Origin of the sequence: Faecalibacterium sp. I4-1-79, assembly GCF_023347235.1 — a bacterium.
GTDB lineage: Bacteria > Bacillota > Clostridia > Oscillospirales > Ruminococcaceae > Faecalibacterium > Faecalibacterium tardum.
In genome coordinates, this window is record NZ_CP094467.1 from 2,595,909 (window position 1) to 2,621,281 (window position 25,373).

A 25,373-nucleotide genomic window follows, 5' to 3' on the forward strand; every position below is an offset into this window, starting at 1 on the left:
GGAAATGCTGCAGCTGAACGACCTGCACAAGACCTTTAACCCCGGCACCGTCAACGAAAAGGTGGCGCTTGCCGGAGTGAGCCTGCAGATGGAAGCCGGAGATTTTGCCACCATCGTGGGCTCCAACGGCGCGGGCAAATCCACTCTGTTCAACGCCATTACCGGCGGCTTTATCGCCGACGAGGGCAGCATTCTGCTGGGCGGGCAGGACATCACCTTTGCGCCGGAGCACCAGCGCAGCAAGGTCATCGGGCATCTGTTCCAGGACCCGCTCAAGGGCACCGCGCCCAACATGACCATCGAGGAAAATCTGGCGCTGGCTTACCTGCGGGCAGGCACTGCGCCCAACGCCATCTTCTCCCGCATTTCCCGCAAGGACAAGGCGCTTTTCCGCGAAAAGCTGGCTTTGCTGGACATGGGTCTGGAGGACCGCATGAAGCAGCCGGTGGGGCTGCTCTCCGGCGGTCAGCGGCAGGCGCTTACCCTGCTCATGGCTACCCTTGTCACCCCAAAGCTGCTGCTGCTGGACGAGCACACCGCCGCGCTGGACCCCGCCACCGCCGAAAAGGTGCTGGCGCTGACCAAGAGTATCGTGGCCGAGAAAAAGATCACCTGCCTGATGGTGACCCACAATATGCATCAGGCGCTGGAGCTGGGCAACCGCACCCTGATGATGGACGCCGGGCGCATCGTGTTTGACGTAAAGGGCGCAGCGCGCAGCAAGATGACCGTGGACGATCTGCTGGAAAAGTTCCGCGAGAACGCCGGCAAAAATCTGGATAATGACCGCATCCTGCTGAGCAAGATGGAGAAATAAAAATATTTTTACCAGAGGTGTCGTATGATAAAAATTGCTTTTTTTGATGTAGACGGAACCTTGCTCAAGCTGGGCAGCAAGGAGCCATCCCCAAAAACTGTGCAGGCTTTACAGCAGCTGCAAGCAAACGGGGTCTTGTTGTGCATGGCGACCGGCAGAGGCTATCTCTCCATCCCGCATTTTGAAGGTGTCGATTTTGATATCTGGCTGACCTTCAACGGCTCCTATGTCCGCAGCAAGGATACTGTGCTCTTCAAAAATCCGCTGGACGCTGACGACAAACACAAGATTCTGCAAAACCTGAAGCAGATGCACCGGGCAGCTGCTATCAGCAATGAGCACTTTATCGTAACAAACGGGACAGACCCCGATCTGGCACAATACTTTTCCTTTGGCAGCGAAAAGCTGGTGATTTCCGAGCATTTTGATGCGCTGTGCGAGGAGGAGATCTATCAGATCATGTGCTCCTGCAACAGCGCCGAATACACACAGATCTTACAGGGGACGCACGCCACACAGATCACCGCATGGTGGGACAAGGCAGTAGATATTATTCCGCTCTCCTGCGGCAAGGGAAACGCTGTAAGGGCGGTCTTGGCGCATTATGGATTTTCAAAGTCCGAAGCCGTTGCCTTTGGGGACGGACGGAACGACATTGAAATGCTGGAAGCAGTCGGTACAGGCGTTGCTATGGGAAACGCGCTCGAAGAGGTCAAGGCCAGAGCTGCCGTCCGCTGCCGCTCTGTGGAAGAGGACGGGGTCTATCATTACTGCCTTGAAAACCACCTTATCTGAGGGAGACTCCCTTCTATGCTGTGTTCCTTCTCGTAAAAGCGAAAAAGGTCTGCTGCACCGGCACGGTGCAGCAGACCTTTTAATTTTTATTCTTTTACCACAGGCGGATGACCTTGATGACGCCCTCGGCTTTATCGCGGGCCAGCTCCAGATGGTGCTGCAGCGCCATGGCTGCGCCGTCCCAGTCCCCTGCCAGAGCAGCATCCAGAATCTGCAGATGCTCCTCACAGGTCTGCTCCTGATTGATCATGCTCACCTTGCCGGTCATGATGCGGAACCGGGTGTTCAGGCCGGTAATACGGTCGTAGGCAGAGCGCAGATACTTGTTGGGCAGGGTGCTCATCAGCAGCTCGTGGAAGTCGTCGTCCGACTTGCAGAAATCCTCGATGCGCTCGCTGTGGTGCATCAGCTCGGCGTAGGCCTCCAGCTGCTCCCGGGGGATGGCATTGCCGTAAGTACGCAGGGCGTAGGGCTCCACCAGCAGACGCATTTCAAACATGCTGTGCACGTCCTCTTCGGTGATGCCGGAGACCATCAGACCCTTTTTGGGCAGAATGGTGATCAGCCCCTCCTGCTCCAGACGCCCCAGTGCATCCCGCATGGGGGTGCGGCTGATGTTGCCCATCTCGGCGCAGAGCTTCTGCTCGTTCAGAAACTCGTTGGGGCGGTACTCGCAGTTCAGGATCTTGGTTTTGAGGTACTGGTACGCCTGCAGCTTCAGGCTGAGCTTTGCCTGTGCTTCCTGCTCTTTCATAAGCACACTCTCCTATTCTTCTTTGTCTTCTTCTCCAAAAACGTTCCAAAACGTCCGAACCGGCAGCGCAAACCCACCGCTGCCGGTTTCTTCTTCATGTTCAGCCAGCTTGTATCCCGGCTGCAATCCAACCACTTTATCTAATACATTATTTCACATCAGGGCATTTTTTACAAGACTTTTTACTTAACTTTGGCGTGTTTTCCGTTTTATACAAAGATTACGCCTTGATTTTGCTACTTTTTACAATGTTTTTTGTGCTTGTCGCCAAACAGACCCACTTTCCGCCCGCTTCTTTTGCATCCAAGGGCAAACTGTGCTACAATAGAGCCAAAAAACAACACATCTACACCGGAAAGGACCGAAACTCTCATGGCACGAAGCGATGGCTACAACACCCGCACCCGGCAGCTCATCTTAGATTACCTCATCAACAACCGCCAGCACGCGGTAAGCGCCTCCAACATTCTGGAGCATCTGGAGGCACAGGGCGCAAGCCCCAACCCCACCACCGTGTACCGCTATCTGGATAAGCTGGCGGGCGAGCAGCGCATTATGAAATATGTGGCCGACAAAGGCGAGCGGGCGGTGTTCCAGTATGTGGACGAGGGACGCCACTGCCGGGAGCATCTGCACCTCAAGTGCGTGCAGTGCGGGCGCATCTATCATCTGGACTGCCATTTTATGGACGAGGTGCGCGCCCACCTGATGGCAGAGCACGGCTTTACCCTGCAATGCGAGGGCAGTGTGCTGTACGGGCTGTGCCGTCATTGCGCGCAGAACGCGGCACCGTCCACAGCAGAAGAACAGCCTGCAAAAAAATGCGCCTGCTGTGTTGACACGGACAAAAACCCGTGATACAATGCAGACAATAAAAGCGTTGACCGGGAAAAGTAAGGTTTCAGGTTTTTCTTGCAGAGAGCGCGGGACGGTGGAAACCGCGCAGAAAACGAAGCCCGAAGAACACCCGTGAGCCGCTCCCTGAACCTGCGTGTGCAGCAGTAGGGGCAGACGTGCGCCGCTCGTTATCGCGGCAGTGCTTTCAACGGGGAGAGCGCACAAAAGTGACCGGCGTATTGCGTATGCCGGTAATTTAGGTGGCACCACGGATACGGCAGCATATTCGTCCTAGGACTATGGGATGAATGGCTGCCGTATTTTTATTTTTATCGTTTTTACAAGAGGGGTAAGAAGTATGTGTTGTGTTATGGGTTATACGGGGCACGACCTGAGTGCCGAAAAATTCAAAGAGTATCTGCTGCGCACCGTGGACCGCGGGCCGGACGACCAGCGGGTGGTGGAGGGTCCCTACGGCCTGATGGGCTTTGGGCGGCTTGCCATCATGGGACTGACCCCGGAGGGGATGCAGCCCTTTTACCGGGGCGCCGACTGCGTGGTGTGCAACGGCGAACTGTACGGTTTCCGGTTCGAAAAAGAGATCTTAAAGCGCCGGGGCTATAAGTTCTGCTCTGACTGCGACTGCGAGATCCTGCTGCCGCTGTACTACGAGTACGGGCTGGATATGTTCCGCCACATGGACGCGGAGTTTGCACTTATTCTGTATGATTCCCGCAAGGATCGGCTCATCGCCGCCCGCGACCCCATCGGCATCCGTCCGCTGTTCTACGGCTACTCCAAGTCCAGCCACAAGATCGCCTTTTCCTCCGAGATGCGCAACCTCATCGGCTGGTGCGATGATATCCGTCCCTTCCCCATTGGCAGCTACTACTGCGACGGCCGCTTTGTGCGCTACGAGGACATTGCGGACGTGCCCGCCCCCATGCAGGACGATATGCCCACCATCCTGAAGAACATCCGCGAGAAGCTGATCGCCGGTGTGGAAAAGCGGCTGGATGCCGATGCACCCGTGGGCTTTCTGCTTTCCGGCGGGCTCGACTCCTCCTTGGTGTGCTCCATTGCCGCCAAAAAGCTGGGCAAGCCCATCCGCACCTTTGCCATCGGCATGGACACCGATGCCATCGACCTGAAATACGCCCGGCAGACTGCGGACTATCTTGGCAGCGAGCACCACGAGATTATCATCAACCGCGAGATGGTGCTCAGCAGCTTGGAAGAGGTCATCCGGCTGCTGGGCACATGGGATATCACCACCATCCGCGCCAGCATGGGTATGTACCTGCTGTGCAAGGCCATTCACGAGCAGACCGATGTACGTGTGCTGCTGACCGGCGAGATCTCGGACGAGCTGTTCGGCTACAAATACACCGACTACGCCCCCACCGCCGATGCTTTCCAGCAGGAGAGCCAGAAGCGCATCCGGGAGCTGTACATGTACGATGTGCTGCGGGCAGACCGCTGCATCTCCTCCAACAGCATCGAGGCGCGGGTGCCCTTTGGCGACTTGGATTTTGTGCGCTACGTCATGGCCATCGACCCGGAAAAGAAGCTGAACCGCTACGGCAAGGGCAAGTACCTGCTGCGCAAGGCCTTTGAGGGCGACTGGCTGCCGCCGGAGATCCTGTGGCGTGAAAAGGCCGCCTTCTCGGACGCCGTAGGCCACAGCATGGTGGACGACATCAAAGAGTACGCCGAAAGCCTGTACACCGAGGAGGAGTTCCAGATGCGCCGGGCAAACTACTCGGCACACTGCATGCCCTTTACCAAGGAGAGTTTGCTGTACCGGGAGATCTTCGAGAAATACTACTACGACCAGAGCCGCACCATCGTGGGCTTCTGGATGCCCAACAAAGCATGGCCGGGCTGCAACGTCAACGATCCCTCTGCCCGCGTGCTGGCAAACTACGGTGCCTCCGGCGTGTAACGCCAGAGCATTTTTCAGCAGAAAACTTTTTATGATTTCGGAACACCGGAGCATCTGCGGACGCTCCGGTGTTCCATTTTTACGCAAAAAAGCCCCCGCCGACAGAGGGAAAAAAGTGTCGGCGGGGGCTCAGGAAAATGTCAAATCAGGGGTTCAGGGCTCAGTCGTCTGCGGCCTCGTCCAGATTACCCAGCTTCTTGGCCTGCTCCACAACGGCAGGCACCAACATCTCGGGCAGAGTCTCGTAACGGGCGAACTCGGTGGTGAACCAGCCGCGGCCCTGCGTGGTCTGACGGATAAAGGTGGTAAAGTTTGCAAGCTCTGCCAGCGGCACCTCGGCAATGATGGTCTGCAAGCCGTCCTCGTCCGGCTCCATGCCCAGCACACGGCCGCGGCGCTTGGTCACATCGCCCATGATATCGCCGGTGTTGTCGTTGGGCACATGGGCTTTCAGGGTGTGGATGGGCTCCAGAATGACGGGGCCGGCCTCCGGCATAGCGGCTTTATAGGCCAACTTTGCAGCCATGATAAAGGCCATTTCAGAGCTATCCACCGGGTGGTAGCTGCCGTCCAGCAGGGTGGCCTTCAGGCCGACCACGGGGTAACCGGCCAACACGCCCTTTTCGGCAGCCAGACGCACGCCCTTTTCCACGGCGGGGAAGAAGTTCTTGGGCACGCTGCCGCCGAACACCTTCTCCTCGAACACCACCTGCTCGCTGTCGCAGGGCTCGAAGTTGATGATAACATCACCGAACTGGCCGTGACCGCCGGTCTGCTTCTTATGGCGCCCCTGCTTCTGGCAGGCCTTGCGGATGGACTCGCGGTAGGCGATGCGGGGAGCTTCCAGACCGATCTCCACGCCGAACTTGTTCTTCAGCTTGGCCTTGACCACGTCCAGATGCTGCTCACCCAAGCCGCCGATGACCTGCTGATGGGTCTCGGCGTTATTGATGTAGCACAGGGTGGGATCTTCTTCCATCAGGCGTGCCAGTGCGCTGGAGATCTTGCCCTCGTCGCCCTTCTTGGCCACGGTAACAGCCATAAACAGGCTGGGCTTGGGGAACACAGGCGCGGGCAGCTTGACCACGCGGTCTGCATCGCACAGGGTATCGCCGGTCTTTGCGCTCACCAGCTTTGCCACTGCGCCGATATCACCGGCACCGATGCCGTCGTTCTCGATCTGCTTCTTGCCAATGATGGTCAGGGGTTTAGTGATCTTTTCCACCTCGCCGGTGCGGGCGTTGGTCAGCGGTTCGCCTGCGGTCACCTTGCCGCTGATAACACGCAGATAGCTCAGCTTGCCCACGAACGGGTCAGCCACGGTCTTAAAGACGTAGGCGGCAGTGGGTTCGTCCTCGGTGCAGTGCAGCTCCACCGGCTCGCCGTTGGCGTCCTCGGCCAGCGTGCTGGCCTCGTGCTCCGGGCTGGGCAGCAGCTTGTGCATATTGAACAGCAGCATATCCAGTGCCTGCATATTCACGGCGCTGCCGCAGAACACGGGGGTGATCAGGCCATCCTTAACGCCCTTTCGCATACCCTCCACGATCTCCTCGGTGGTAAAGGGCTCGCCGCCGAAGAACTTTTCCATCAGCTCATCGTCGGTTTCCGCAATGGCCTCGCTCATGGCCTCGATCAGGCCCTGGAAACGGTGACCGATGTCCGGCAGGTCCACCTGGATCTGCTTGCCGCCCTCGTACTTGAAGGCCTTCTGGCTGAACAGGTTGATGTACACGGGGGTGCCGTCGTCCAGCTTTGCGGGCACGACACAGGGGCAGACGGTGGAGCCGAAGCGGATCTTCATATCCTCAAGGATCTTGAAGTAGTTGGCGTTTTCCAGATCGCACTTGGAGACGAACACCATGGTGGCCTTGCCGTTCTTGCGCGCCAGCTGGAACGCCTTTTCTGCGCCCACAGTAACGCCGCTGCGGCCGGACACGCACACCAGCACGCTCTCGGCGGCGCGGATGCCCTCGTACTCGCCTGCTTCAAAGTCGAACAGACCCGGTGCATCGATCAGGTTGTACTTGATGCCCTCGTACTCCACCGGCACAACGGACGCCGACAGGCTGGCCTTGCGCTTTGCTTCCTCGGGATCAAAGTCCGAAATCGTGGTACCGTCCTCAACCCGGCCCATACGCTCGGCAGCGCCCGAAAAATAGACCAGTGCTTCGGTCAGCGTGGTCTTGCCGCTGCCGGCATGGCCGGCAATCAGAATATTGCGGATGTTGTTGCTTGCGTATTTCATATCGGTTTTTCCCTCATTTCCGCCGCACGGAGCATTCTCTCCGTTTTTGTGGCATATTTTACAAAGATAATACCACACTTGAAATGATTTTTAAATATATCGTTTCAAATTTTAGCAAAAACGCCTGCCAAACTTCCGGGCACTGTTTTGTGCAAGTTGACATTGGGGTGTAAAACAGACGGGCAGAAAAAGCAGAACTCCCGGCAGCGCGTACAGGCGCAGAACCGGGAGTTTTCGTTGCAAATATGCGGGTTTTATGGTATGCTGTAAGTGCCGCTTCGGCGGTAAGGGCGCTGATTGCATAATCGGTGGTCTAGCTCCTTCCGGCTGCGCGCCAGAGGGGACGAAAAACTTTTTGCTTCCCCTGACGCGAAAGCGGAAAGGGGGGATGCTTCATGACGTTTGAACAGGTCGTGCTGCTGCTCACGCTGCTTGGCGGAGCAATCTACATTACCTTCGAGATCACATGGACGATTTCCAACGGCAAAAAGAAATGACCGCTCATGCCCTCAGAAAGCAAGCGGTCATTCTTTACGACTGATTAGCCGGATGAGGAGCTGACCATTGCAGTCAGCGCTCTTTCTATTCGTAGTATAGTCTATTTTTCCGGGTTTGTCAAGCCGCAGACCCGTTGGAAAAGGCAGGAGGTTTTACGCGATGAAACGCGAGGATTATATCAACTGGGACGAATATTTTATGGGTATTGCGCTGCTTACCGCCATGCGCTCCAAGGACCCCAACAGTCAGGTGGGCGCGTGCATCGTAAGCCCGGAAAACAAGATCCTTTCCCTAGGCTACAACGGGATGCCCATGGGCTGCAGCGATGACGAGATGCCTTGGGAGCGGGAGGGCGCCCCCCTGCAGACCAAGTATATGTACGTCTGCCACGCCGAGCTGAACGCCATTCTCAACAGCGCCCACAACAACCTGAAGGGTGCCCGGGTGTATGTGACTCTGTTCCCCTGCAACGAGTGCACCAAGGCCATCATCCAGTCCGGCATTGCCGAGGTGGTGTACTACGGCGACAAGTACCACGACAGCGATTCCAGCATTGCGGCGCGGTTCATGTTCGAGCACGCCGGTGTCCGGCTGACCCCCTATAAGCCCACCGGACGCCGGGCAGAGCTGGAGTTGTAAGCATAACCTTTTTATTGCAATTCGCAATAATTTATGTTATTCTACCCATAAGACGCTGATTGCATCATTGGTGGTCATGCTTTCTGTCCCGTATCGCTGATTCTTCCTGTACATGGAACGAAGCAGAGGTTCAGGGAGGGAAACTTTTTTGAAGAAAACTTCCCTGCGCCTTGAAGGCGAAGGGAGGGATATCGTTTGAATCTGACAGAAGTTTTGAATCTTCTCATGGTCATTCTCACCCTGTTGGGACTGATTTTGGAAGTAGTCCGTCTGACCGTCGAGGTCATGGATAAGAACTCGCAGAAGAAAAATGACGACAACAAAAAAGATTGACCGCCTCCAGAGTTCCAGCCTGAGCGGTCAATCTTTTGACTAATACGGGACGGAAAGCTGACCTGTGCAGTCAGCGTCCTTCTGTTTATAGTATAACCTTTGCCGTGTTCTTTGTCAAGGCAGGCACGAATGTTCCCTCTTGACCTTCCCGATGCAACGTATTATAATAGAATCACAGCTTGAATAAATATTCAGCGGTTATTGCATAGAGAGGGAAATATACAATGGAACTGAAAAATCGCAGCTTTTTGAAGCTATTGGACTACACCCCCGCCGAGATCGGGCAGCTGCTGGAGCTGGCCGCTGACCTGAAAGCCAAAAAGAAGGCCGGTATCCGTCACGACCAGCTGCGGGGCAAAAATATTGCCCTGATCTTTGAAAAGACCTCCACCCGCACCCGCTGCAGCTTTGAGGTAGCCGCCCACGATCTGGGCATGGAAGTGACCTATCTGGACCCCTCCGGCAGCCAGATCGGCAAAAAGGAGTCCATCGCCGATACCGCCCGGGTGCTGGGACGGATGTTTGACGGCATCGAGTACCGTGGCTACGGTCAGCAGATCGTGGAAGAGCTGGCGCACTACGCCGGCGTGCCGGTGTGGAACGGCCTGACCAACGAGTTCCACCCCACCCAGATCTTGGCCGATTTCCTTACCATTCAGGAACATTTCGGTCATTTGAAGGGCATCCACTTTGTTTACTTTGGGGACGCCCGCTACAACATGGGCAACAGCCTGATGGTGGGCTGTGCCAAGATGGGCCTGCACTTTACCGCCTGCGCACCCAAAAAGTACCAGCCGGACCCCGCGCTGGTGGAGCAGTGTCAGGCCATTGCAGCCCAGACCGGTGCCACCCTCTCCTTTGAAGAGGACCCCGTCAAGGCCGCAAAGGGCGCAGACGTGCTGTACACCGATGTGTGGGTGTCCATGGGCGAGCCGGTTGAGGTGTGGGCAGAGCGCATCCACGATCTGGCCCCCTACCAGATCAATCAGGATCTGATGAATATTGCAGGCCCGGATGCAGTATTTATGCATTGCCTGCCCGCCTACCACGACCACAAGACCACCGTGGGCAAGGAGATGGGCGAGCGCTTTGGCCGCGATGCCATGGAGGTGACCGACGAGGTGTTCGAAGGCCCCCAGAGCATCGTGTTTGACGAAGCCGAGAACCGGATGCACACCATCAAGGCGGTCATGGCAGCCACCTTGGGATATCAGGAATAAAGAGATAAGCCCGGAAGGCTCGCAGACCTTCCGGGCTTATTCTATCTAAAAATAATTTTCCGCTCAGCAATCATTCCGAAACTGCATTCTGCAGTTTCAGCACGCCTGCCTGCGTCAGGCGCTTACGCAGCAGCGCACCCACGATGCAGGACACCACGATCTTGCCCAGATCCAGCGCAATAAAGGGGTAGACGCAGACGGTCAACGCGTAGCCCAGCTCGCACTGCATCTGGAACACGAACCATGCCGTGCCCAGCACATAGCAGGCGGCATCGCCCAGCACCAGACCCACAGCGGAAACCACCGGGTTGCCCTTGCTTTTTTCAATGAACATGCCGCCGATGAAGGCCAGCAGCAGATAGCCCACCAGATAGCCGCCGGTAGGGCCTGCCAGCTTGGCAAGGCCGGCACCATAGCCGGAGAACACCGGAATGCCGATGGCGCCCAGCGCCAGATAGATGACCACGCTCAGGGTACCGAACTTCGGCCCCAGCAGCCATGCGGTCAGGCAGATAACAAAGTTTGCCAGCGAGATGGGCACGGCTCCGATGGGCACGGTCAGCGGGCCCAGCACGCACAGCACGGCAGCCATCACAGCGGTGACAGCCATCTGATAGGTAGTCAGTTTTTTGTCTTTCATAGTCAGTTTTCCCCTCTGTTTTTTCGTTTTGCAAGGCATCTGTGCCCGAGTATACCGCACCGGTGCGCCGCAGGTCAACGGAAAAGTTTGCAAAGGGTTTACAATCAGAATTTTGATTGTAATACTGTGGAAAGTATGTTAAAATAAAAATGACCGCCCACAGTCTCGCAAACACTGAGCGGTCATTCTTATTGACTACTTAGCCGAAGGAAACTGACCCTTGCAGCCAGCACCCTTTCTATTTGCAGTATAGCCCATTTTGCACGAAATGTCAAGAAAAACACGGAGGTTCCCATGGGTGGAGGTCATGTATCGCGGCCGGATTTCGGGATGCCGCAGCCGGATGCGGCGTACCCGCTGACCGAGTTCTATCTGCTGGCGCAGCAGGCGTTGGAAAAAAGCGGCAGCTTTATGCTGCCCGCCCTGTACGCAGGACTGCAAGCCCCTGCCCGGCGCATCTACCGGGAGGAGGCCGCCGACTATTTACAGCTTGCGGCAGCTCCGGCAGAGGGCCTGACCCGGCTGCTCTCCCCTGCCCGGATGCAGCTTTTATACAGCAGCTTGCAGGTGCAGCAGGACGGCACCCCTGCCGCCCTACTGCTGACCGAGGAGTGCACCCGCCTGACCGTGGCGGTGCAGCTGCTGCCGCCCTTTGTTTGGGAGGACCCGCTGCCGCCGCTGCCGGATGTTCCGGCGGCGCTCACCCTGCAGCTGACCATGCAGGATGTAATGGCCATTGACACCGCCCCCGCCGCACTGGCGCACAAGCTGGTGCACAGCGCCGACGGTAAATGCTGGCTGCACCACCCCAAGGCCGAGACCTTTCTCTCCGAGCGGCTGGCGCTGCTGCAAAGGGTCTATAAATAATGAAGGAACCGCCGTACATCCCCGTGTGCAGCAATTCCTTGTCCATGAGACGATTTAAATAGCCTCCGCGTTGCTCTGGCCATATTCAGCGGAAAGACTATTATTTATATTCGTGTTTGTCGCACTCTGCGGAGTGCGACAAACACATTCTTAGTTTTTTACGCGGGGTCTTCTCTTTTACTTTTTTGCAATTCCGTGGTATACTGACCGGTAAACCGGCAGGATATCCAACCTCTGTCGGAGAACGTGGACGTGCCTTGCGGTCCGGTGCGTCCGGCACACAAAAAATGGAAGGAACCGGGTTTTGTTCTGCAATAATCGGGGATGCTGAGCCGTATATTGAGTGAACGTCCCCGTGAGAACCACAAACATTCCATCGAGAAGCCCGCTTCCGGGCATCCAAGGAGAGTTTATAACAATGGGACAGCTGACCAGAAACGAAGTATTTACCTTGGCGGTGCAGCGTTACAGCGACACCGTCTACCGCACTGCGGTGCATAATTGCCGCTGCACAGCCGATGCTGAGGATGTGGTGCAGGATGTGTTTGAAAAACTGCTGCACTACAACGGCATCTTTGAGAGTGAGGAGCATCTCAAAGCATGGCTGCTGCGGGTGGCCATCAACCGCTGCCGGGACCTGACCCGCGCCGCCCACCAAAAGGACACCGAACTGGACGAGAACCTGCCCGCCCCCGATGTCCTTGCGGAGGACGGCAGCGTGCTGGATGCCATCCGCACCCTGCCGGAAAACTACCGCAACGCCATCTATCTGCACTACTACGAAGGATACACTGCGGCAGAGATCGGGCGGATGATGGCGGTGCCCACAAACACGGTACTAAGCTGGCTGCGGCGCGCACGGGCACAGTTACATACGATGCTGAAGGAGGAGATCGAAGATGAGGTGGTATGAATATAAGATGGAGGTCGATGACCTGACTGCCCCGGACGATCTGAAGGCAAAACTGCTGGCCATGACCGACACCCTGACTGCGGAGGAAAAGGCCGAGCCCATGATGGCTGCCCCCGCCCCGCAGACCGCTGCACCCGCAGCACCCCTGAACACCGAAACCAAGAAGAAAAAGCCCATCCACTTCCCGGTAAAGCAGCTGGGCACGCTGGCTGCCTGTCTGGCTGTGTGCGTGCTGGGTTACAGCACCCTGCATCTGGGCATCGGGATGGGCAGCGCCAAAAGCAGCGCGCCCGCCCTGTACGCAGCCGAAGGCGCTGCCGACAGCTCCGCTGCTTCTGTGGCAGCGGGCGGGTTTGATCTCCAGCACGCCGCGCTGGACAGCACCCCCGAGGCGGTGAATTACAGTCTGGAGGCAGACGACCGCTCTCTGGAAACGGAGTACAGCGGCACCGGCAGCGCCGAGGCTGCTGCCCCTGCGGTGGACAGTGCCAAGATCATCTACACCGCCAACCTGACGCTGGAAAGCAAGGACTACGAAACAGCCCGCAGTGCACTGGACAGCGCTCTTGCCGAGGCGGGCGGCTATCTGGAATCCAGCAGCGAGTACACGCGCACCGGTTCCAGCCGCTCTGTAAGCCTGACCTACCGGGTGCCGCAGGCCAACTACCAGAGTTTTTTGGATGCTGTGGCCGCTGCCGGTAATGTGACCTATCGCAGCCAGCAGGCCGATGATGTGACTACCCAGTATATGGACGTGTCCGCGCGGCTTTCTAATCTGCAGGCACAGCGCACCCGCTTACAGCAATTGCAGGAACAAGCCAAAACTCTTTCAGATCTGTTGCAGATCGAGGACTCCCTCACCGAGGTGCAGTCCCAGATCGAAAGCTGGCAGAGCCAGCTGGACTGGTACAGCGATCAGGTGCAACAGTGCACCGTGTATATCGACCTGAATGAAGTGCAGACCTACACCCCTGCGGACGAAGGCTTTTTCTCCCGCATCGGCTCCGCCTTTACCGCTGGCTGGGGCAACTTTGTAAACGGCTTGCAGCAGCTGGTAGTGGCGCTGGCCTCCGTCTGGCCGCTGGCAGTGCTGGCGTGCGCCGCCGTTGCCGTGGCGCTTGTCTGGCGCAAAAAGCACCCGAAGAAGTAACTCCCGTAGAAATCCATTTTCCGCAAAAAGGCTTCCTCCCGGCTGGGGGAAGCCTTTTTGCAGCCCCGTTGAAAAAACCACCCCTGTCCCGCCGGGCTTCTACGCCGGGAGACAGGGGTTGTTCTGTATATTTTACAGTACTTATTATACGCCGGAATAAGCCGAGAAGCCGCCGTCCACCGGCAGGCAGATGCCGGTGATGAAACCGGCTGCCTCATTGTTCAACAGGAACAACAGTGCGCCCACAAGGTCTTTTTCGCTGTCGCCGAAATGTCCCATGGGGGTGGCGGCAAGGATCTTTTTGGTGCGCTCGGTAGGGGTGCCGTCCTCGTTGAAGAGCAGCTTTGCGTTCTGCTCGCTGGCAAAGAAGCCCGGGGCGATGGCGTTGACCCGGATGCCCACCTTACTGAAATGCACCGCCAGCCACTGAGTAAAGTTGGTCACAGCAGCCTTGGAGCCGGAGTAGGCAGGGATCTTGGTCAGGGGCAGGTAGGCGTTCATGCTGGAAATGTTCAGGATGTTGCAGCCCTCGCGGCCTACCATCTGACGGGCAAAGGCCTGCGTGGGCAGCAACGTGCCAATGAAGTTCAGGTTGAACACCATCTCCACGCCGCTCTCGTCCAGATCAAAAAAGGTAACGGTGTCACTTTCCAGATCGGCCATCTCAAAATATTCCTTGTCCGTGTTGGCGCGGGCGTTGTTGCCGCCGGCACCGTTCACAAGGATATCGCAGGGGCCAAGGTCTGCCAGCACATCCTCGGCTACCTGCAGGCAGTTGGCCTTGTTCATCACGTTGCAGGTGTAGCCCTTGGCGGTGCCGCCCTCGGCCTCGATCTCGTCTGCAAGCTCCTTGAGCTTATCCATGTTGCGGCCCAGCAGCGCCACCTTTGCGCCTGCCCGGGCCAGCGCCTTGGCAAAAATGGAGCACAGCGTGCCGCTTGCGCCGGTGACAACGGCTACCTTGCCGGTGAGATCGGTGTTCAGTACATTCTTTTCCATAACATCCTCCTGTTACAGCTGTATTCATTGGCTAGAGTATAACAGAAAAAGACGGTCTTTGCCAGAACGTTCTTATTATAAAATGGGAAAGTTTTACGCTTTTTGCCGGGCAACAAGCACGATATCTTCTGGATGCAGTGCAGACGGAATCGCGCAAAATCGCAAAAATGACCGTTTTTATCTTGAAGATCTTCTAACTCTTTCTGCGGCAAAGCCAGTATGATAAACGCATGACAAACACATCCTACTTCGGCTCCGCTGCCCGCAGCGGGCTACACTGTTCAAGCGCAGCGGCCTGCGCCTATGACCCACAGAGTTTTGAACAATGTGGGCATTCAGACCCGGAAACGCCGCATTCCGTACCCACAATGTTCAACCCGCACGATGTGAACATTTGACGTAGAATAGTTTCTTTTTACACACTGATCAAATATAAAAAGTTATAATAATATTCTACACTGTTCACGCTGCACAATGTGCAACAGCGGCGGTGCTTCCCACTTTGATGTGAACACAAAAAAGCAGGTTGAATTCATAGAATTCAACCTGCTTGGTGGTTGCGGGGGCCGGATTTGAACCAACGACCTTCGGGTTATGAGCCCGACGAGCTACCAGACTGCTCCACCCCGCGATATTTACTTTTTGCTTTTCAGCGGTTCTCGCTGACTGCTCAAGTATAATACCACAGGCCGGACAGAATGTCAACCCTTTTTGCGAAAAAATTTTCGTATCCTCTTGCCACAGCTTTTAATGCGTGATCGTCCGGTGCTGTGCACGGTATTCGGCGGGGGTAATGCCGTACAGGCGGCGGAAGGTTTTCAGGAAGCTGCTGTAATCCGGGAAGCCGCTCTCGGTGCAGGCGTTCAGGACGGAAACGCCCTCCTCCAGCGCCTTGCGGCAGTGCTGCATCCGCAGATAGGTCAGGTAGTTGTGGATGCTCTCCATGGTGCACTCCTTGAACGCGCGGGAAAGGTGCTCCCGGCTGGCGTAAAGTTCCTGCGCCAGCTGCGCGGTGGTAAGGGTCGGGTCCTGATAATGCGCCTGCAGGTAGGCCACCGCGCGCGCAACCAGTACACTGGTGCTGCTGGGGGCAGCGGTCTGTCCGCTGCCGGTGGCCTGCGTGATGAGCAGCAGCATCTCAGCGACCTGCGCCTCAAAAACGATATCCCGGATGGAGTCCGACAGTTCCTGACTTTGCGCCATGCGGATGAAAAGCCCCTTGAAGTCCCACTTGCGGCAGGCCTCGCTGTCCAGCACGGTGAGCTCGTGCATCCAGTCTGCATTTTTCAGGTTCACGCGGCGACGGGTGGCCTGCCAGAGGGCATCGTCGATCTGGATGACCAGACGATCCGACTGGGCATCGTCGATATTGAAGTTGCCGGAGTGGTAGACCTGAGAGGGAAAGTAGACCAGCTCCCCCACATGGACCAGATACACGCTGCCGTCCACCGAGTAGCGCACCGTGCTGCCGCCGATGGGGAGCACCAGCTCGTGATACGGGTGGGAGTGCACCACAGACTGCTTGTTTTCCCAGTTCGTGTACCATGCGACCAGAAGCCGGGTGTTGCTCAGCCCCATCCGCGCCTGCGCTTCCGTAAGGACATTATCTATATAATGTGTGACCCGTTCGATGCCCATAGCCGCTCCTGCTCCTTGTTAAAAAAATAAGAATCATTCTTTTACGTCCTTTTTTGACCTAGTATATCAGTACATATCACATTTTGCAACATTTAAATCACAAAATCTGCGGAAAATCCATGTGTTTTTTAGTATGATAAGGGTGCAAGGAGACGAGATTGACCAAATACACAAAAATGTTGCAACGTTTTTGTGCTTATCGACAAATGTGTCGGTCGCATTTCGTGACCGCCTGAAAGGAGTCCGTCCATGCAGACCTCAAAGAATCATTTTGAAGCCAAAGTGGTCTTTAACGATGAGACCATCCGCCGGATGTTCCGCACAGAGTTCTACACCTACGAAGGGATGCGGCACCTGCTGTGGCTTGCAGCGGCCTTTGTGCTGGTGATGGCGGCGCTGTTCACTGCCATCCCTACCGTGATCAAGGTACTCTGCCTGCTGGTGGGCTGTGCCATGTTCGCCATGCCGGACTTTTTGAGCCGGGTGGCGGCAGAAGGCGTCATCATGCAGCGGGGCGGTGCGGAAACTACCGTGAGCTGCCGGGTCAACGATGGCGGCGTGGACGTGGAAAACGGTGCGCACATCCCCTTTGCAAAGATCGACCGGCTGGTGGAGGATGACCAGTATTTCTACATTTTCCAGAGCCGTCAGATGGCCGTGATGATCCCCAAGGGAAGCCTGCTGCCGGCAAACCCGGAGCGGTTTGCAAAGGTGCTTGCCAAGGAGACCGGCAAGGACTGGCAGCGCTCCAAGAGCCTGTGGGGGCTCAACCTGAAAGACCTGATCCAGATGGGAAAGGACCGCTTTCAGCGCAGCGCGTCCTGAGCGCTGCCCGCAATTATGCTGTTTCACAGCCGGTTGGCTGTGATCGTGGGACACGATAAAAACAAGATAAGGAAGGAAAGACACTATGAAAATCACTCGCAGACAGTTCGTACAGGCCATGGCAGTTGCTGGTGCATCTGCCCTGCTCACCGCTTGCGGCGGTTCCTCCGGCAGCACTGCCGGTTCCGGCGCAGCTGCTGCCACCGGCGGCAACTTCAACCTGAAGCTGGGCCACAATCTGGCCGAGGATCACGCTGTGCACATCCAGCTGACCAGCTTTGCAGAGCAGGTCAAGGAAAAGACCGGCGGCAGCATCAACATCCAGATCATCCCCAACGGCACCCTGGGCAGCGAGGCTGACATGATCTCCCAGATCCAGGCAGGCGCACTGGATATGGCAAAGGTTTCCGCTTCCACGCTGGGCAACTTCAGCGAGAAGTACAACGCCTTCTCCGTGCCTTATGTGTTCAACGATCAGGCACACTACTACAGCTACATGGACAGCGACTCTGCAAAGGCAGTCTTTGAGTCCACCGACGATCAGGGCTTCCGCGGCCTGACCTGGCTGGATTCCGGCGCACGCTCCTTCTACACCAAGGCTACTGCCATCCGCACCCCGGCTGACCTGAAGGGTCTGAAGATCCGCACCATGGACAGCCAGATGGCCATCGACATGATGAACTGCCTGGGCGGCTCCGCTACCGTTATGGGTTACAGCGATATCTACACCGGTATGCAGCAGGGCGTCATCGACGGTGCCGAGAACAATGTCACCGCACTGCGCGACCACGGCGACGTGACCAAGTACTACTGCTTCGACGAGCACACCCGCATCCCCGATATGGTGATCATCGCTTCCAGCGTGTGGAACAAGTTCTCCGACGAGCAGAAGTCCATCGTGGCCGAGTGCGCTGCTACCGCTACCGAGGAGTACAAGGACGCCTGGAAGAAGTTCGAGGACGAGGTGCTGGACAAGGCTGTGAACCAGAACGGCGTTGAGCTGGTCAAGGATGTGGATATCGCCGCATTCCAGGCCGCTGTGCAGCCCATCTACGACAACCTCAAGACCTCTAACCCCACCACCTACGCGGTCGTGGAAGAGATCCGCGCAATGGCCTAAACGCCAACGCATTGCTTTCCATTCTTATCTCCCAAGCTGCGGGCGGCGCACGATGCTGCCCGCAGCTGCGCGGGAGGGAATGAGTTCAAGGAGATGATCTTGTGAAAAAACTGGATAAAATTCTGGATAATGTCATGCGTTTCCTCATGGCAGTGGCAATGTTCGCCCTGCTGGCAGGCGGCACTTGGCAGATCTTTACCCGCTGGATCCTGCGCAACCCCTCCACTGTGACGGACGAGTTTCTGCGCTACGTCCTGATCTAGGCATCCATGATCGGTTCTGCCTACTGCTTCTACAAGGATAAGCATCTGGCACTGGATCTGGTCAAGGGCCGCGCAAAGGGTGCGTTCAACGTCGTGCTCAGCGTGTTCATCGAGGCCGCTATCGTGTTCTTTGTGGGCTACGTCTTTGTTTACGGCGGCTGGAAGCTGACTGCAAACGCCACCAACGTTTCCTCGGTCATGCGCATCCCCTTCAAGTTCCTGTATTCCATCCTGCCGATCTCCGGCGTGTTCATCATTCTGGCTCGCGCGCTGAAGTATGTACAGCTCTTCGCGGAGCGTAAGGAAAAGAAAGGAGAAAACGCATAATGGTTGCACAGGCTACGTTACTGCTGTTCGGTTCCTTCTTTGTCATGCTGCTGGCCGGTGTGCCCATCTCGGCAGGCATCGGCATTGCATCCATCTTCACGGCACTGTTCAGCATGGATCCCGCAATTTTTGCCCTGACCGCCGCACAGCGCTGCTTCTCGGGCATTGACTCCTTCTCTCTGCTGGCACTGCCCTTCTTCTCTCTGGGCGGCAACATCATGAACAAGGGCGGCATTGCAAAGCGCCTTGTCCGTCTGGCACGTCTGGCTGTGGGCAAGATGCCCGGCTATCTGGCTGCCACCAACGTTCTGGCTAATATGTTCTTCGGTGCCGTTTCCGGTTCCTCCGTGGCAGCTACTTCTGCCATGGGTTCCATCATGGCTCCGCTGGAGCTGGATGAGGGCTACGACCCCAACTACTCCGCAGCCGTCAACATCTGCTCTGCCCCCACCGGCATCCTGATCCCCCCGTCCGGCCCGCTGATCCTTTACTCCATCACCGCCGGCGGCGTCTCTGTGGCTGCTCTGTTCATGGGCGGCTACCTGCCCGGCATCCTGATGGGTCTGTGCGTGGCTGGTCTGGCTGTGTTCATTGCCGTCAAGAAGGGCTATAAGTCCTCCGCCGTCAAGGACCCCGACCCCGCCGTCAAGATCATCATTGATGCAGTGCCCTCTCTGCTGGCCGTCATCATTGTCATGGGCGGCATTCTGGCAGGCTTCTTCACCGCTACCGAGGCTGGTGTGGTGCTTTGCCTGTACTGCGGCCTGCTGTCCATCCTGTACAAGGAGATGACCTTCAAGAGTTTCTACAATCTGCTGGCAGACACCATGGAGAGCAGCGCTACCATCCTGTTCCTGATCGCCGCTTCCTCCATCATGTCCTACGTCATGAGCTACTCCGGTATCCCTGCCGCTATCAGCAACGCACTGATGAGCGTTTCCAGCAACCGCTACGTCATCCTGCTGATCATGAACGTGTTCCTGCTGGTCATGGGTATGTTCCTGGATCTGACCCCGGCTGTCTTGATCTTCACCCCCATCTTCCTGCCCATCACCCGCAGCATCGGCATGAGCGATGTGCAGTTCGGCATCATGCTCATCATGAACCTTGGCATCGGCTCGGTCACCCCGCCGGTCGGTTCCTGCCTGTTCGTGGGCTGCGGTGTCGGCAAGGTCAAGATCGAAGGCGTTACCAAGTACATTGTGCCGCTGTTCGCCGCCATGGTCGTGGCACTGTTCCTTGTCACCTTCATCCCTGCCATTGCGCTGTGCGTCCCGTACCTGTGCGGTCTGGTGCCCAGCCTTGGCTGGACGTTCTAAGCCCTGACTGTTCCGGGTAAAGCAACGAATACGTTGCCTCCATTTCTCTGAAGATATCCTGCATCTGAGGGGGAATGGAGGCATTTTTTATCAAAAACTTGAGAGGAGTAAAAACTATGGAGATCTGCTCCCGTTTTACCGGCATGGAGCGCAAAGACGGCGCTTTCCTGCTGCATACTGATAACGCTGATATCAAGGTCTGCTTTGTGACCGATGAGATCGTCCGCGTCCGCGCAAGCTTTGACCATGAGCTGGCAGAGGAGTCCTACGTCCTGATGACCACCGCATGGGAGGATCGGATGGACGAGCTGTTCAAGGGTGAGCGCACCCGTGTGGAACCCTTTGCCGCCGAGGTCACCGAGGATGACAGCACCCTCACCTTTGCCACCGGCAAGGTGACGCTGGTGGTGGACAAGGACCCCATCAACTTCAAGCTGCTGGCTGCCGATGGCTCCGAGCTGTACAGCACCCTGCCCGGCAACCCCTTCGTTAAGGACGCCAACAACCGCGTGGTGGCTTACAGCCGGATGAAGGAGGACGACTGCTTCTACGGCTTTGGCGAAAAGACCGGCCTGCTGGATAAGAACAAGACCTTCCAGCGGGAGCGCGCCACCGACGCCATGGGCTACGATGCCGAGAAGATGGATACCCTCTACAAGCACATCCCCTTCTACATCCGTCTGGATCGTGACACCCACAAGGCTGTGGGCGTGTTCTACCACAACTTCTACGAGTCCGTGTTCAACATGGGCTGCGAAAAGAGCAACTACTGGCCCCGCTACACCTATTTTCAGGCAGACGGCGGCGATCTGGACTGCTTCCTGATCGGCGGCGACACCATTGCCCGCATCGTGGACAACTACACCCTGCTGACCGGCCGTCCGGCACTGCTGCCCAAGCGTGCACTGGGCTATCAGGGCTCCAGCATGTACTACCCCGAGCTGGAAAAGGACAGCGATGACGCTGTGCTGGGCTTTATCGACACCATCAAGGAAGAGGGCTTCCCCATCGATGGCTTCCACCTGTCCAGCGGCTATACCAGCCAGAACAACAAGCGCTGTGTCTTTACATGGAACACCGACCGTTTCAAGGACCCCAGCGCCTACTTCCACGCCATGAACGAAAAGCACGCCCAGAACGTGCCCAACGTCAAGCCGGGTGTCCTGCTGTGCAACCCCCGTTTCGACGAGTTCAACGCAGATGACGTATTCGTGAAGGACAGCAAGAACCCCGAGACCTACGGTGTCGGCAAATGGTGGGGCGGCGACGGCGCATTCTGGGACTTCACCAAGCCCGAAGGCCGTGCAGCCTGGAAAAAGTACCTCACCGAGTCCATCATCGCCGTGGGCACCGATTCCGTCTGGAACGACAACTGCGAGTACGACAGCCTGATGGACAAGGACTGCACCTGCGATTTTGACGGCAAGGGCGGCACCATCGGCCAGCTGAAGCCCCTTATGAGCACCCTGATGTGCAAGGTGGGTGCCGATGCCGTGGTGGAGCACAACGCCAAGGCACGCCCCTACATGGTCTGCCGCAGCGGCAGCGCCGGTATCCAGCGCTACGCCCAGACCTGGTGCGGCGACAACTACACCAGCTGGAAGAGCCTGAAGTACAATATCCCCATCATCACCGGCATGGGTCTGTCCGGCCAGCCCAACGAAGGCGCGGACATCGGCGGCTTTGCCGGCCCCGCACCCACCGAGGAACTGTTCGTGCGCTGGGTGCAGAACGGCATCTTCCAGGCCCGCTTCTCCATCCACTCCGCCTCCAACGATAACACCGTCACCGAGCCGTGGATGTTCCGGGAGTCTGCAGACACCATCCGGGACGCCATCCTGCTGCGTTACCGCTTTACCCCCTATCTTTACAGCGCCGAGTACGAGGCCAGCCAGACCGGTGCGCCCATCATGCGCGCTTTGGTCTACGACTTCCAGAACGATCCCAAGGCATGGGAGGAAAGCTTCGAGTTCCTGTTCGGTCGGGATATTCTGGTGGCCAACGTTCTGGAAGAGGGCGCCAAGACCCGCACTGTCTATCTGCCCGCAGGCTGCAAGTGGTACGACTGGAACGATAAGTTCCGCTGCTACGAGGGCGGCCAGACCATCGAGGTGCCGGTCACCATGGCTACCATCCCCATGTTCGTCCGCGAGGGCGCAGTCATCGCCATGGCAGACAACCAGCTGATGACCATGGAGGGCGACCACACCACCGCCCTGCACCTCATCGTAGCACCCAAGGGCACCACCACCACGACCCTGTACGATGACGACGGCATCACCAACGATTTCAAGAGCGGCGTGTACCGCAAGACCACCATCACCACTACCGCAGGCGAGCGGGTGACCATGAACTTTGCCTCCGAGGGCAGCTACAAGGACACCGTGGAGACCATCAAGGTGGAGATGATCGCCAAGGAGAAGAGCCCCTTCTGGGTCACGCTGGATGGCCGCAAGATCGAGCACTTCCTCAACCGCCGCAAGTTCGACGCCGCTGCCGAGGGCTGGTATTACAGCCAGAGCAAAAAGGCTGTCGAGGTCAAATACGCAAACCCCGCCAAGGATCACGAGTTGACTGTTTCGTTTGAGCAGTTCGACCTGATCGGTATGTAACACTGTACGGAGGAACCTCTTATGCTGCTGCGTAGTTTTGAATCCTTTGAAAAGACCGAAAACGGCTACCTCATCCACGGCGATGCCGCTGATGTGAAGCTGATTTTCATGACAGACGATATCATCCGCATCCGGGTGCACTTCGACAAGGGCACCCCCATGGAGGAGGAGTCCTACACGCTGGTGACCACCGCGTGGGAGGACCGGATGGACACCCTGCTCAAGGACGAGCGCACCCGCATCACCGCGCTGGATGTCCCCTGCGCCGAGGATGATAAGACCCTGACCTTTGAGACCGCACACCTGACTTTGAAGCTGTTCAAAAAGCCCTTCCACTTTGAGCTGTTCGATAAGTCCGGCAAGCTGATCTATCAGGATCTGCGGGAGCGCGCCTTTGAGAAGGATCAGATCGGCCGTCTGAGCCACTTCTCCAAAGTGGACCGGGAATACGACCACTTCTACGGCTTTGGCGAAAAGACCGGCCATCTGGACAAAAAGGGGCGCCGCCTGCGGATGTCCCCCAAGGATGCCATCGGCCACGACCCCGAGACCGGCGACCCGATGTATAAGCACATCCCCTTCTATATCCGGGTGAATGAACACGACCTGCGCCCTGTCGGCCTGTTCTACCACAACTCCTACGACTGCGTGTTCGACCTTGGCGAGGAGCTGTCCGGCTACTGGGAGCGCTACTGCTACTACCAGACCGACGGCGGCGACATCGACCTGTTCCTGCTGGCCGGTGAGACCCTGCCCGAGATCCTGAACGAGTACACCCTGCTGACCGGCCGCAGCGCCCTGCCCACCAAGCAGTCTCTGGGCTACTGCGCCTCCACCATGTACTACGCTGAGCTGGAAAAGAACTGCGACGAGGAGATCTACAAGGTCATCGACAAGCACGAAAAAGAGGGCATCCTCATCGACAACTTCTGGCTGGCCTCCGGCTATTCCAGCGGCGAAAAGGACAACCTGCGCTATGTGTTCAACTGGAACCACAAGCGCTTCCCGGATCCGGAAAAGTTCTTTGAGAACATGAACGCCCGGGGCATCAACGTCATCCCCAACCTGAAGCCCGGCATCCTGAAGCACCACCCCTACATCGACCTGTTTGAAAAGAACGATGTCTTTATCAAGACCCCGGACGGCAAGGCTCCGTACTATGGCCGCTGGTGGGGCGGCGAGGGACGCTTCTTCGACTTCACCGGCCCCAATGGCCGCAACACCTGGAAGCAGCTGCTGGAGGAGAACATCCTCAAAAAGGGCACCAAGACCGTCTGGAACGACAACTGCGAGATGGACGGCGTGGAGGATCGCGACGCCCAGTGCGACTTTGAGGGCAAAAAGGGCACCATGGCAGAGCTGAAGATTCTGCATTCCAACCTGATGGCCTACACCGCCAAGCAGGCGCTGGCAGATGTGTACCCCGGCGAGCGCCCCTACATCATCAACCGTGCAGGCTACGCCGGTATCCAGCGCTACGCACAGGTGTGGGGCGGCGATAACCTGACCGACTGGCGCACCGTCAAGTTCAACATTGCCACCATTCTGGGCATGGGTCTGTCCGGCTGCTCCAACATGGGCTGTGATATCGGCGGATTTGCGGGCCCCGCACCCGAAGCAGAACTGCTGCTCCGCTGGCTGCAGAACGGCATCTTCCAGCCCCGTTTCTGCCTGAACTCCGCCAACAACGATAACACCGTTACTCAGCCGTGGATGTACGAGGAGAACCTGCCCTACATCCGTGCAGCTTACCAGCTGCGCTACCGTCTGATGCCCACTTTGTACTCCCTGATGTACGAGTCCAACCAGAACGGTATGCCGGCATGGCGTCCGCTGTTCCTGGAGTTCCCGGACGACCCCAAGTGCTACACCGACAAGAACCTGACCTTTATGTTCGGCAAGAGCATTCTGGTGGCGAACGTGGTGGAAAAGGGTGCCACTACCCGCACCGTCTACCTGCCCGCAGGCTGCACCTGGTACGATATGAACGATAATCTGCGCGCATACGAGGGCGGCCAGACCATCGAGGTCCCGGTCACGCTGGCAAGCATCCCCATGTTCCTGCGCGGCTCTGCCGTTGTGGTGACCACCGAGGACGTCAAGCACATCCTCAAGGACACCATGCACCAGATCGACCTGCTGGTCGCTGCCGAGACCGACACCAGCTTTGTGCTGTACGATGACGACGGCCACACCGAGGACTACAAAAACGGCGTTTACGCCAAGACCACCATCACCGTCAAGGCCAGCGACCGCACCGACATCCGCTTTGCCACCGAGGGCAGCTACGAATCCCCCGTGGAGCGCATGACCCTGAAGCTGGTCAGCAAGAAAAAGGGTGCGCTCTGGGCCAGCGTGGATGGGCAGCAGCTTCCCCAGTACATCGTCCGCGACGGCTGGGAGGCCGCAGAGTCCGGCTGGTACTATAACCTGCCTGACCGCACCATCTGGGTCAAGTTTGCAAAGCCTGCCAAGAAGGACTTTACGGTGACTGTCTCCACCGAAAAGTTTGACCTGATCGGTATGGCAGAGGACTAAAAAGCCATTTCTAATCTTCTTTAATTCTTCTTCAAAAACACGATGACCCGTGGGGGAGCTCCCCACGGGTCATCGTGCT

General features: G+C 57.3%; 22 protein-coding genes, 1 tRNA gene and 1 other annotated feature. Of the genes, 17 read left to right on the forward strand and 6 right to left on the reverse strand.

Going from position 1 to position 25,373, the window contains the following annotated elements:
- The first annotated feature begins 4 nt into the window (after window positions 1-4).
- Window positions 5-817: an ABC transporter ATP-binding protein gene (locus tag MTP36_RS12750; protein WP_330220887.1), complete on the forward strand. Its 813-nt coding sequence runs from the start codon at window positions 5-7 to the stop codon at window positions 815-817.
- Between the two features lie 24 nt (window positions 818-841).
- Window positions 842-1,612, forward strand: coding sequence for an HAD family hydrolase (locus tag MTP36_RS12755; protein ID WP_249251180.1), 771 nt, complete (start codon window positions 842-844; stop codon window positions 1,610-1,612).
- 94 nt (window positions 1,613-1,706) lie between these two features.
- On the opposite strand, the gene MTP36_RS12760 is transcribed toward MTP36_RS12755, so the two are convergent.
- The gene (locus MTP36_RS12760) at window positions 1,707-2,366 is read right to left on the reverse strand and encodes a GntR family transcriptional regulator (protein WP_055186383.1); all 660 of its coding nucleotides are present in this window, start codon (window positions 2,364-2,366) and stop codon (window positions 1,707-1,709) included.
- A gap of 372 nt (window positions 2,367-2,738) precedes the next feature.
- On the opposite strand from MTP36_RS12760, the gene MTP36_RS12765 reads away from it, so the two are divergent.
- Entirely contained in the window at window positions 2,739-3,224 is a 486-nt protein-coding gene (locus MTP36_RS12765; RefSeq protein WP_249251181.1) for a Fur family transcriptional regulator, read from the forward strand.
- 13 nt (window positions 3,225-3,237) lie between these two features.
- Window positions 3,238-3,500 (forward strand) — a binding site (T-box leader).
- Between the two features lie 61 nt (window positions 3,501-3,561).
- A complete protein-coding gene (gene asnB / locus MTP36_RS12770; RefSeq protein ID WP_249251182.1) occupies window positions 3,562-5,148 on the forward strand; it encodes an asparagine synthase B in 1,587 nt (528 codons plus the stop codon).
- Between the two features lie 160 nt (window positions 5,149-5,308).
- Here the strand turns inward: asnB and MTP36_RS12775 are convergent, their stop codons facing one another.
- Window positions 5,309-7,393, reverse strand: coding sequence for an elongation factor G (locus MTP36_RS12775; protein ID WP_249251183.1), 2,085 nt, complete (start codon window positions 7,391-7,393; stop codon window positions 5,309-5,311).
- A 657-nt stretch (window positions 7,394-8,050) separates the two neighbouring features.
- Between MTP36_RS12775 and MTP36_RS12780 the strand changes: the two genes are divergently transcribed.
- The 3 genes from MTP36_RS12780 to argF all read left to right on the forward strand — a co-directional run bounded on the left by MTP36_RS12780 (window position 8,051) and on the right by argF (window position 10,083).
- Entirely contained in the window at window positions 8,051-8,530 is a 480-nt protein-coding gene (locus MTP36_RS12780; protein WP_112091154.1) for a deoxycytidylate deaminase, read from the forward strand.
- A 195-nt stretch (window positions 8,531-8,725) separates the two neighbouring features.
- Window positions 8,726-8,863, forward strand: coding sequence for a hypothetical protein (locus MTP36_RS12785; protein ID WP_179859753.1), 138 nt, complete (start codon window positions 8,726-8,728; stop codon window positions 8,861-8,863).
- 224 nt (window positions 8,864-9,087) lie between these two features.
- Window positions 9,088-10,083 (forward strand): ornithine carbamoyltransferase, encoded by a 996-nt coding sequence (gene argF, locus MTP36_RS12790; protein WP_117929603.1) that lies wholly within the window; start codon window positions 9,088-9,090, stop codon window positions 10,081-10,083.
- Window positions 10,084-10,153: 70 nt separating this feature from the next.
- Here the strand turns inward: argF and MTP36_RS12795 are convergent, their stop codons facing one another.
- A complete protein-coding gene (locus tag MTP36_RS12795) occupies window positions 10,154-10,723 on the reverse strand; it encodes a biotin transporter BioY (RefSeq protein ID WP_055186378.1) in 570 nt (189 codons plus the stop codon).
- 294 nt (window positions 10,724-11,017) lie between these two features.
- On the opposite strand from MTP36_RS12795, the gene MTP36_RS12800 reads away from it, so the two are divergent.
- The 3 genes from MTP36_RS12800 (at window position 11,018) to MTP36_RS12810 (ending at window position 13,653) form a co-directional block, all read left to right on the forward strand.
- Complete coding sequence (locus MTP36_RS12800; protein ID WP_249251184.1) at window positions 11,018-11,590, forward strand: hypothetical protein; 573 nt, start codon at window positions 11,018-11,020, stop codon at window positions 11,588-11,590.
- Between the two features lie 418 nt (window positions 11,591-12,008).
- Entirely contained in the window at window positions 12,009-12,503 is a 495-nt protein-coding gene (locus MTP36_RS12805) for an RNA polymerase sigma factor (RefSeq protein ID WP_055186376.1), read from the forward strand.
- Complete coding sequence (locus MTP36_RS12810; protein ID WP_249251185.1) at window positions 12,490-13,653, forward strand: DUF4349 domain-containing protein; 1,164 nt, start codon at window positions 12,490-12,492, stop codon at window positions 13,651-13,653. Before MTP36_RS12805 ends, MTP36_RS12810 begins: the two co-directional genes overlap by 14 nt.
- 144 nt (window positions 13,654-13,797) lie before the next feature.
- Here the strand turns inward: MTP36_RS12810 and MTP36_RS12815 are convergent, their stop codons facing one another.
- The 3 genes from MTP36_RS12815 to MTP36_RS12825 form a co-directional block, all read right to left on the reverse strand.
- Window positions 13,798-14,652 carry an SDR family oxidoreductase gene (locus MTP36_RS12815; RefSeq protein WP_249251186.1) on the reverse strand — a complete coding sequence of 285 codons (855 nt, stop codon included), beginning with the start codon at window positions 14,650-14,652 and terminating at the stop codon, window positions 13,798-13,800.
- Between the two features lie 554 nt (window positions 14,653-15,206).
- Window positions 15,207-15,283, reverse strand: a tRNA-Met gene (locus MTP36_RS12820).
- A 116-nt stretch (window positions 15,284-15,399) separates the two neighbouring features.
- Window positions 15,400-16,290 carry an AraC family transcriptional regulator gene (locus MTP36_RS12825; RefSeq protein WP_249251187.1) on the reverse strand — a complete coding sequence of 297 codons (891 nt, stop codon included), beginning with the start codon at window positions 16,288-16,290 and terminating at the stop codon, window positions 15,400-15,402.
- Window positions 16,291-16,539: 249 nt separating this feature from the next.
- On the opposite strand from MTP36_RS12825, the gene MTP36_RS12830 reads away from it, so the two are divergent.
- The 7 genes from MTP36_RS12830 to MTP36_RS12860 all read left to right on the forward strand — a co-directional run bounded on the left by MTP36_RS12830 (window position 16,540) and on the right by MTP36_RS12860 (window position 25,294).
- Entirely contained in the window at window positions 16,540-17,115 is a 576-nt protein-coding gene (locus MTP36_RS12830) for a YcxB family protein (protein WP_249251188.1), read from the forward strand.
- 85 nt (window positions 17,116-17,200) lie between these two features.
- Window positions 17,201-18,235, forward strand: coding sequence for a TRAP transporter substrate-binding protein DctP (dctP, locus tag MTP36_RS12835; protein WP_249251189.1), 1,035 nt, complete (start codon window positions 17,201-17,203; stop codon window positions 18,233-18,235).
- A 101-nt stretch (window positions 18,236-18,336) separates the two neighbouring features.
- Window positions 18,337-18,498, forward strand: a complete 162-nt coding sequence (locus MTP36_RS12840) for a hypothetical protein (protein WP_249251190.1) — start codon at window positions 18,337-18,339, stop codon at window positions 18,496-18,498.
- Between the two features lie 6 nt (window positions 18,499-18,504).
- Window positions 18,505-18,825 (forward strand): TRAP transporter small permease, encoded by a 321-nt coding sequence (locus tag MTP36_RS12845; RefSeq protein ID WP_249251191.1) that lies wholly within the window; start codon window positions 18,505-18,507, stop codon window positions 18,823-18,825.
- On the forward strand, window positions 18,825-20,144 hold the full coding sequence (locus tag MTP36_RS12850; protein WP_081028459.1) for a TRAP transporter large permease: 1,320 nt from the start codon (window positions 18,825-18,827) through the stop codon (window positions 20,142-20,144). The genes MTP36_RS12845 and MTP36_RS12850 overlap by 1 nt, the downstream gene beginning before the upstream one ends.
- 116 nt (window positions 20,145-20,260) lie before the next feature.
- Entirely contained in the window at window positions 20,261-22,756 is a 2,496-nt protein-coding gene (locus tag MTP36_RS12855; protein ID WP_249251192.1) for a glycoside hydrolase family 31 protein, read from the forward strand.
- Window positions 22,757-22,777: 21 nt separating this feature from the next.
- Window positions 22,778-25,294 (forward strand): glycoside hydrolase family 31 protein, encoded by a 2,517-nt coding sequence (locus MTP36_RS12860; protein WP_249251193.1) that lies wholly within the window; start codon window positions 22,778-22,780, stop codon window positions 25,292-25,294.
- Window positions 25,295-25,373: the final 79 nt, after the last annotated feature.

Bases quoted from the DNA above. Each gene is read 5' to 3' on its own strand.
- MTP36_RS12760 (WP_055186383.1), bottom strand. From the start codon at position 2,366: ATGAAAGAGCAGGAAGCACAGGCAAAGCTCAGCCTGAAGCTGCAGGCG.
- argF (WP_117929603.1), top strand. From the start codon at position 9,088: ATGGAACTGAAAAATCGCAGCTTTTTGAAGCTATTGGACTACACCCCC.
- MTP36_RS12830 (WP_249251188.1), top strand. From the start codon at position 16,540: ATGCAGACCTCAAAGAATCATTTTGAAGCCAAAGTGGTCTTTAACGAT.
- dctP (WP_249251189.1), top strand. From the start codon at position 17,201: ATGAAAATCACTCGCAGACAGTTCGTACAGGCCATGGCAGTTGCTGGT.
- MTP36_RS12755 (WP_249251180.1), top strand. From the start codon at position 842: ATGATAAAAATTGCTTTTTTTGATGTAGACGGAACCTTGCTCAAGCTG.
- MTP36_RS12780 (WP_112091154.1), top strand. From the start codon at position 8,051: ATGAAACGCGAGGATTATATCAACTGGGACGAATATTTTATGGGTATT.
- MTP36_RS12845 (WP_249251191.1), top strand. From the start codon at position 18,505: ATGATCGGTTCTGCCTACTGCTTCTACAAGGATAAGCATCTGGCACTG.
- MTP36_RS12850 (WP_081028459.1), top strand. From the start codon at position 18,825: ATGGTTGCACAGGCTACGTTACTGCTGTTCGGTTCCTTCTTTGTCATG.
- MTP36_RS12810 (WP_249251185.1), top strand. From the start codon at position 12,490: ATGAGGTGGTATGAATATAAGATGGAGGTCGATGACCTGACTGCCCCG.
- MTP36_RS12825 (WP_249251187.1), bottom strand. From the start codon at position 16,290: ATGGGCATCGAACGGGTCACACATTATATAGATAATGTCCTTACGGAA.
- MTP36_RS12765 (WP_249251181.1), top strand. From the start codon at position 2,739: ATGGCACGAAGCGATGGCTACAACACCCGCACCCGGCAGCTCATCTTA.
- MTP36_RS12795 (WP_055186378.1), bottom strand. From the start codon at position 10,723: ATGAAAGACAAAAAACTGACTACCTATCAGATGGCTGTCACCGCTGTG.
- MTP36_RS12860 (WP_249251193.1), top strand. From the start codon at position 22,778: ATGCTGCTGCGTAGTTTTGAATCCTTTGAAAAGACCGAAAACGGCTAC.
- asnB (WP_249251182.1), top strand. From the start codon at position 3,562: ATGTGTTGTGTTATGGGTTATACGGGGCACGACCTGAGTGCCGAAAAA.
- MTP36_RS12750 (WP_330220887.1), top strand. From the start codon at position 5: ATGCTGCAGCTGAACGACCTGCACAAGACCTTTAACCCCGGCACCGTC.
- MTP36_RS12800 (WP_249251184.1), top strand. From the start codon at position 11,018: ATGGGTGGAGGTCATGTATCGCGGCCGGATTTCGGGATGCCGCAGCCG.
- MTP36_RS12775 (WP_249251183.1), bottom strand. From the start codon at position 7,393: ATGAAATACGCAAGCAACAACATCCGCAATATTCTGATTGCCGGCCAT.
- MTP36_RS12855 (WP_249251192.1), top strand. From the start codon at position 20,261: ATGGAGATCTGCTCCCGTTTTACCGGCATGGAGCGCAAAGACGGCGCT.
- MTP36_RS12805 (WP_055186376.1), top strand. From the start codon at position 12,009: ATGGGACAGCTGACCAGAAACGAAGTATTTACCTTGGCGGTGCAGCGT.
- MTP36_RS12815 (WP_249251186.1), bottom strand. From the start codon at position 14,652: ATGGAAAAGAATGTACTGAACACCGATCTCACCGGCAAGGTAGCCGTT.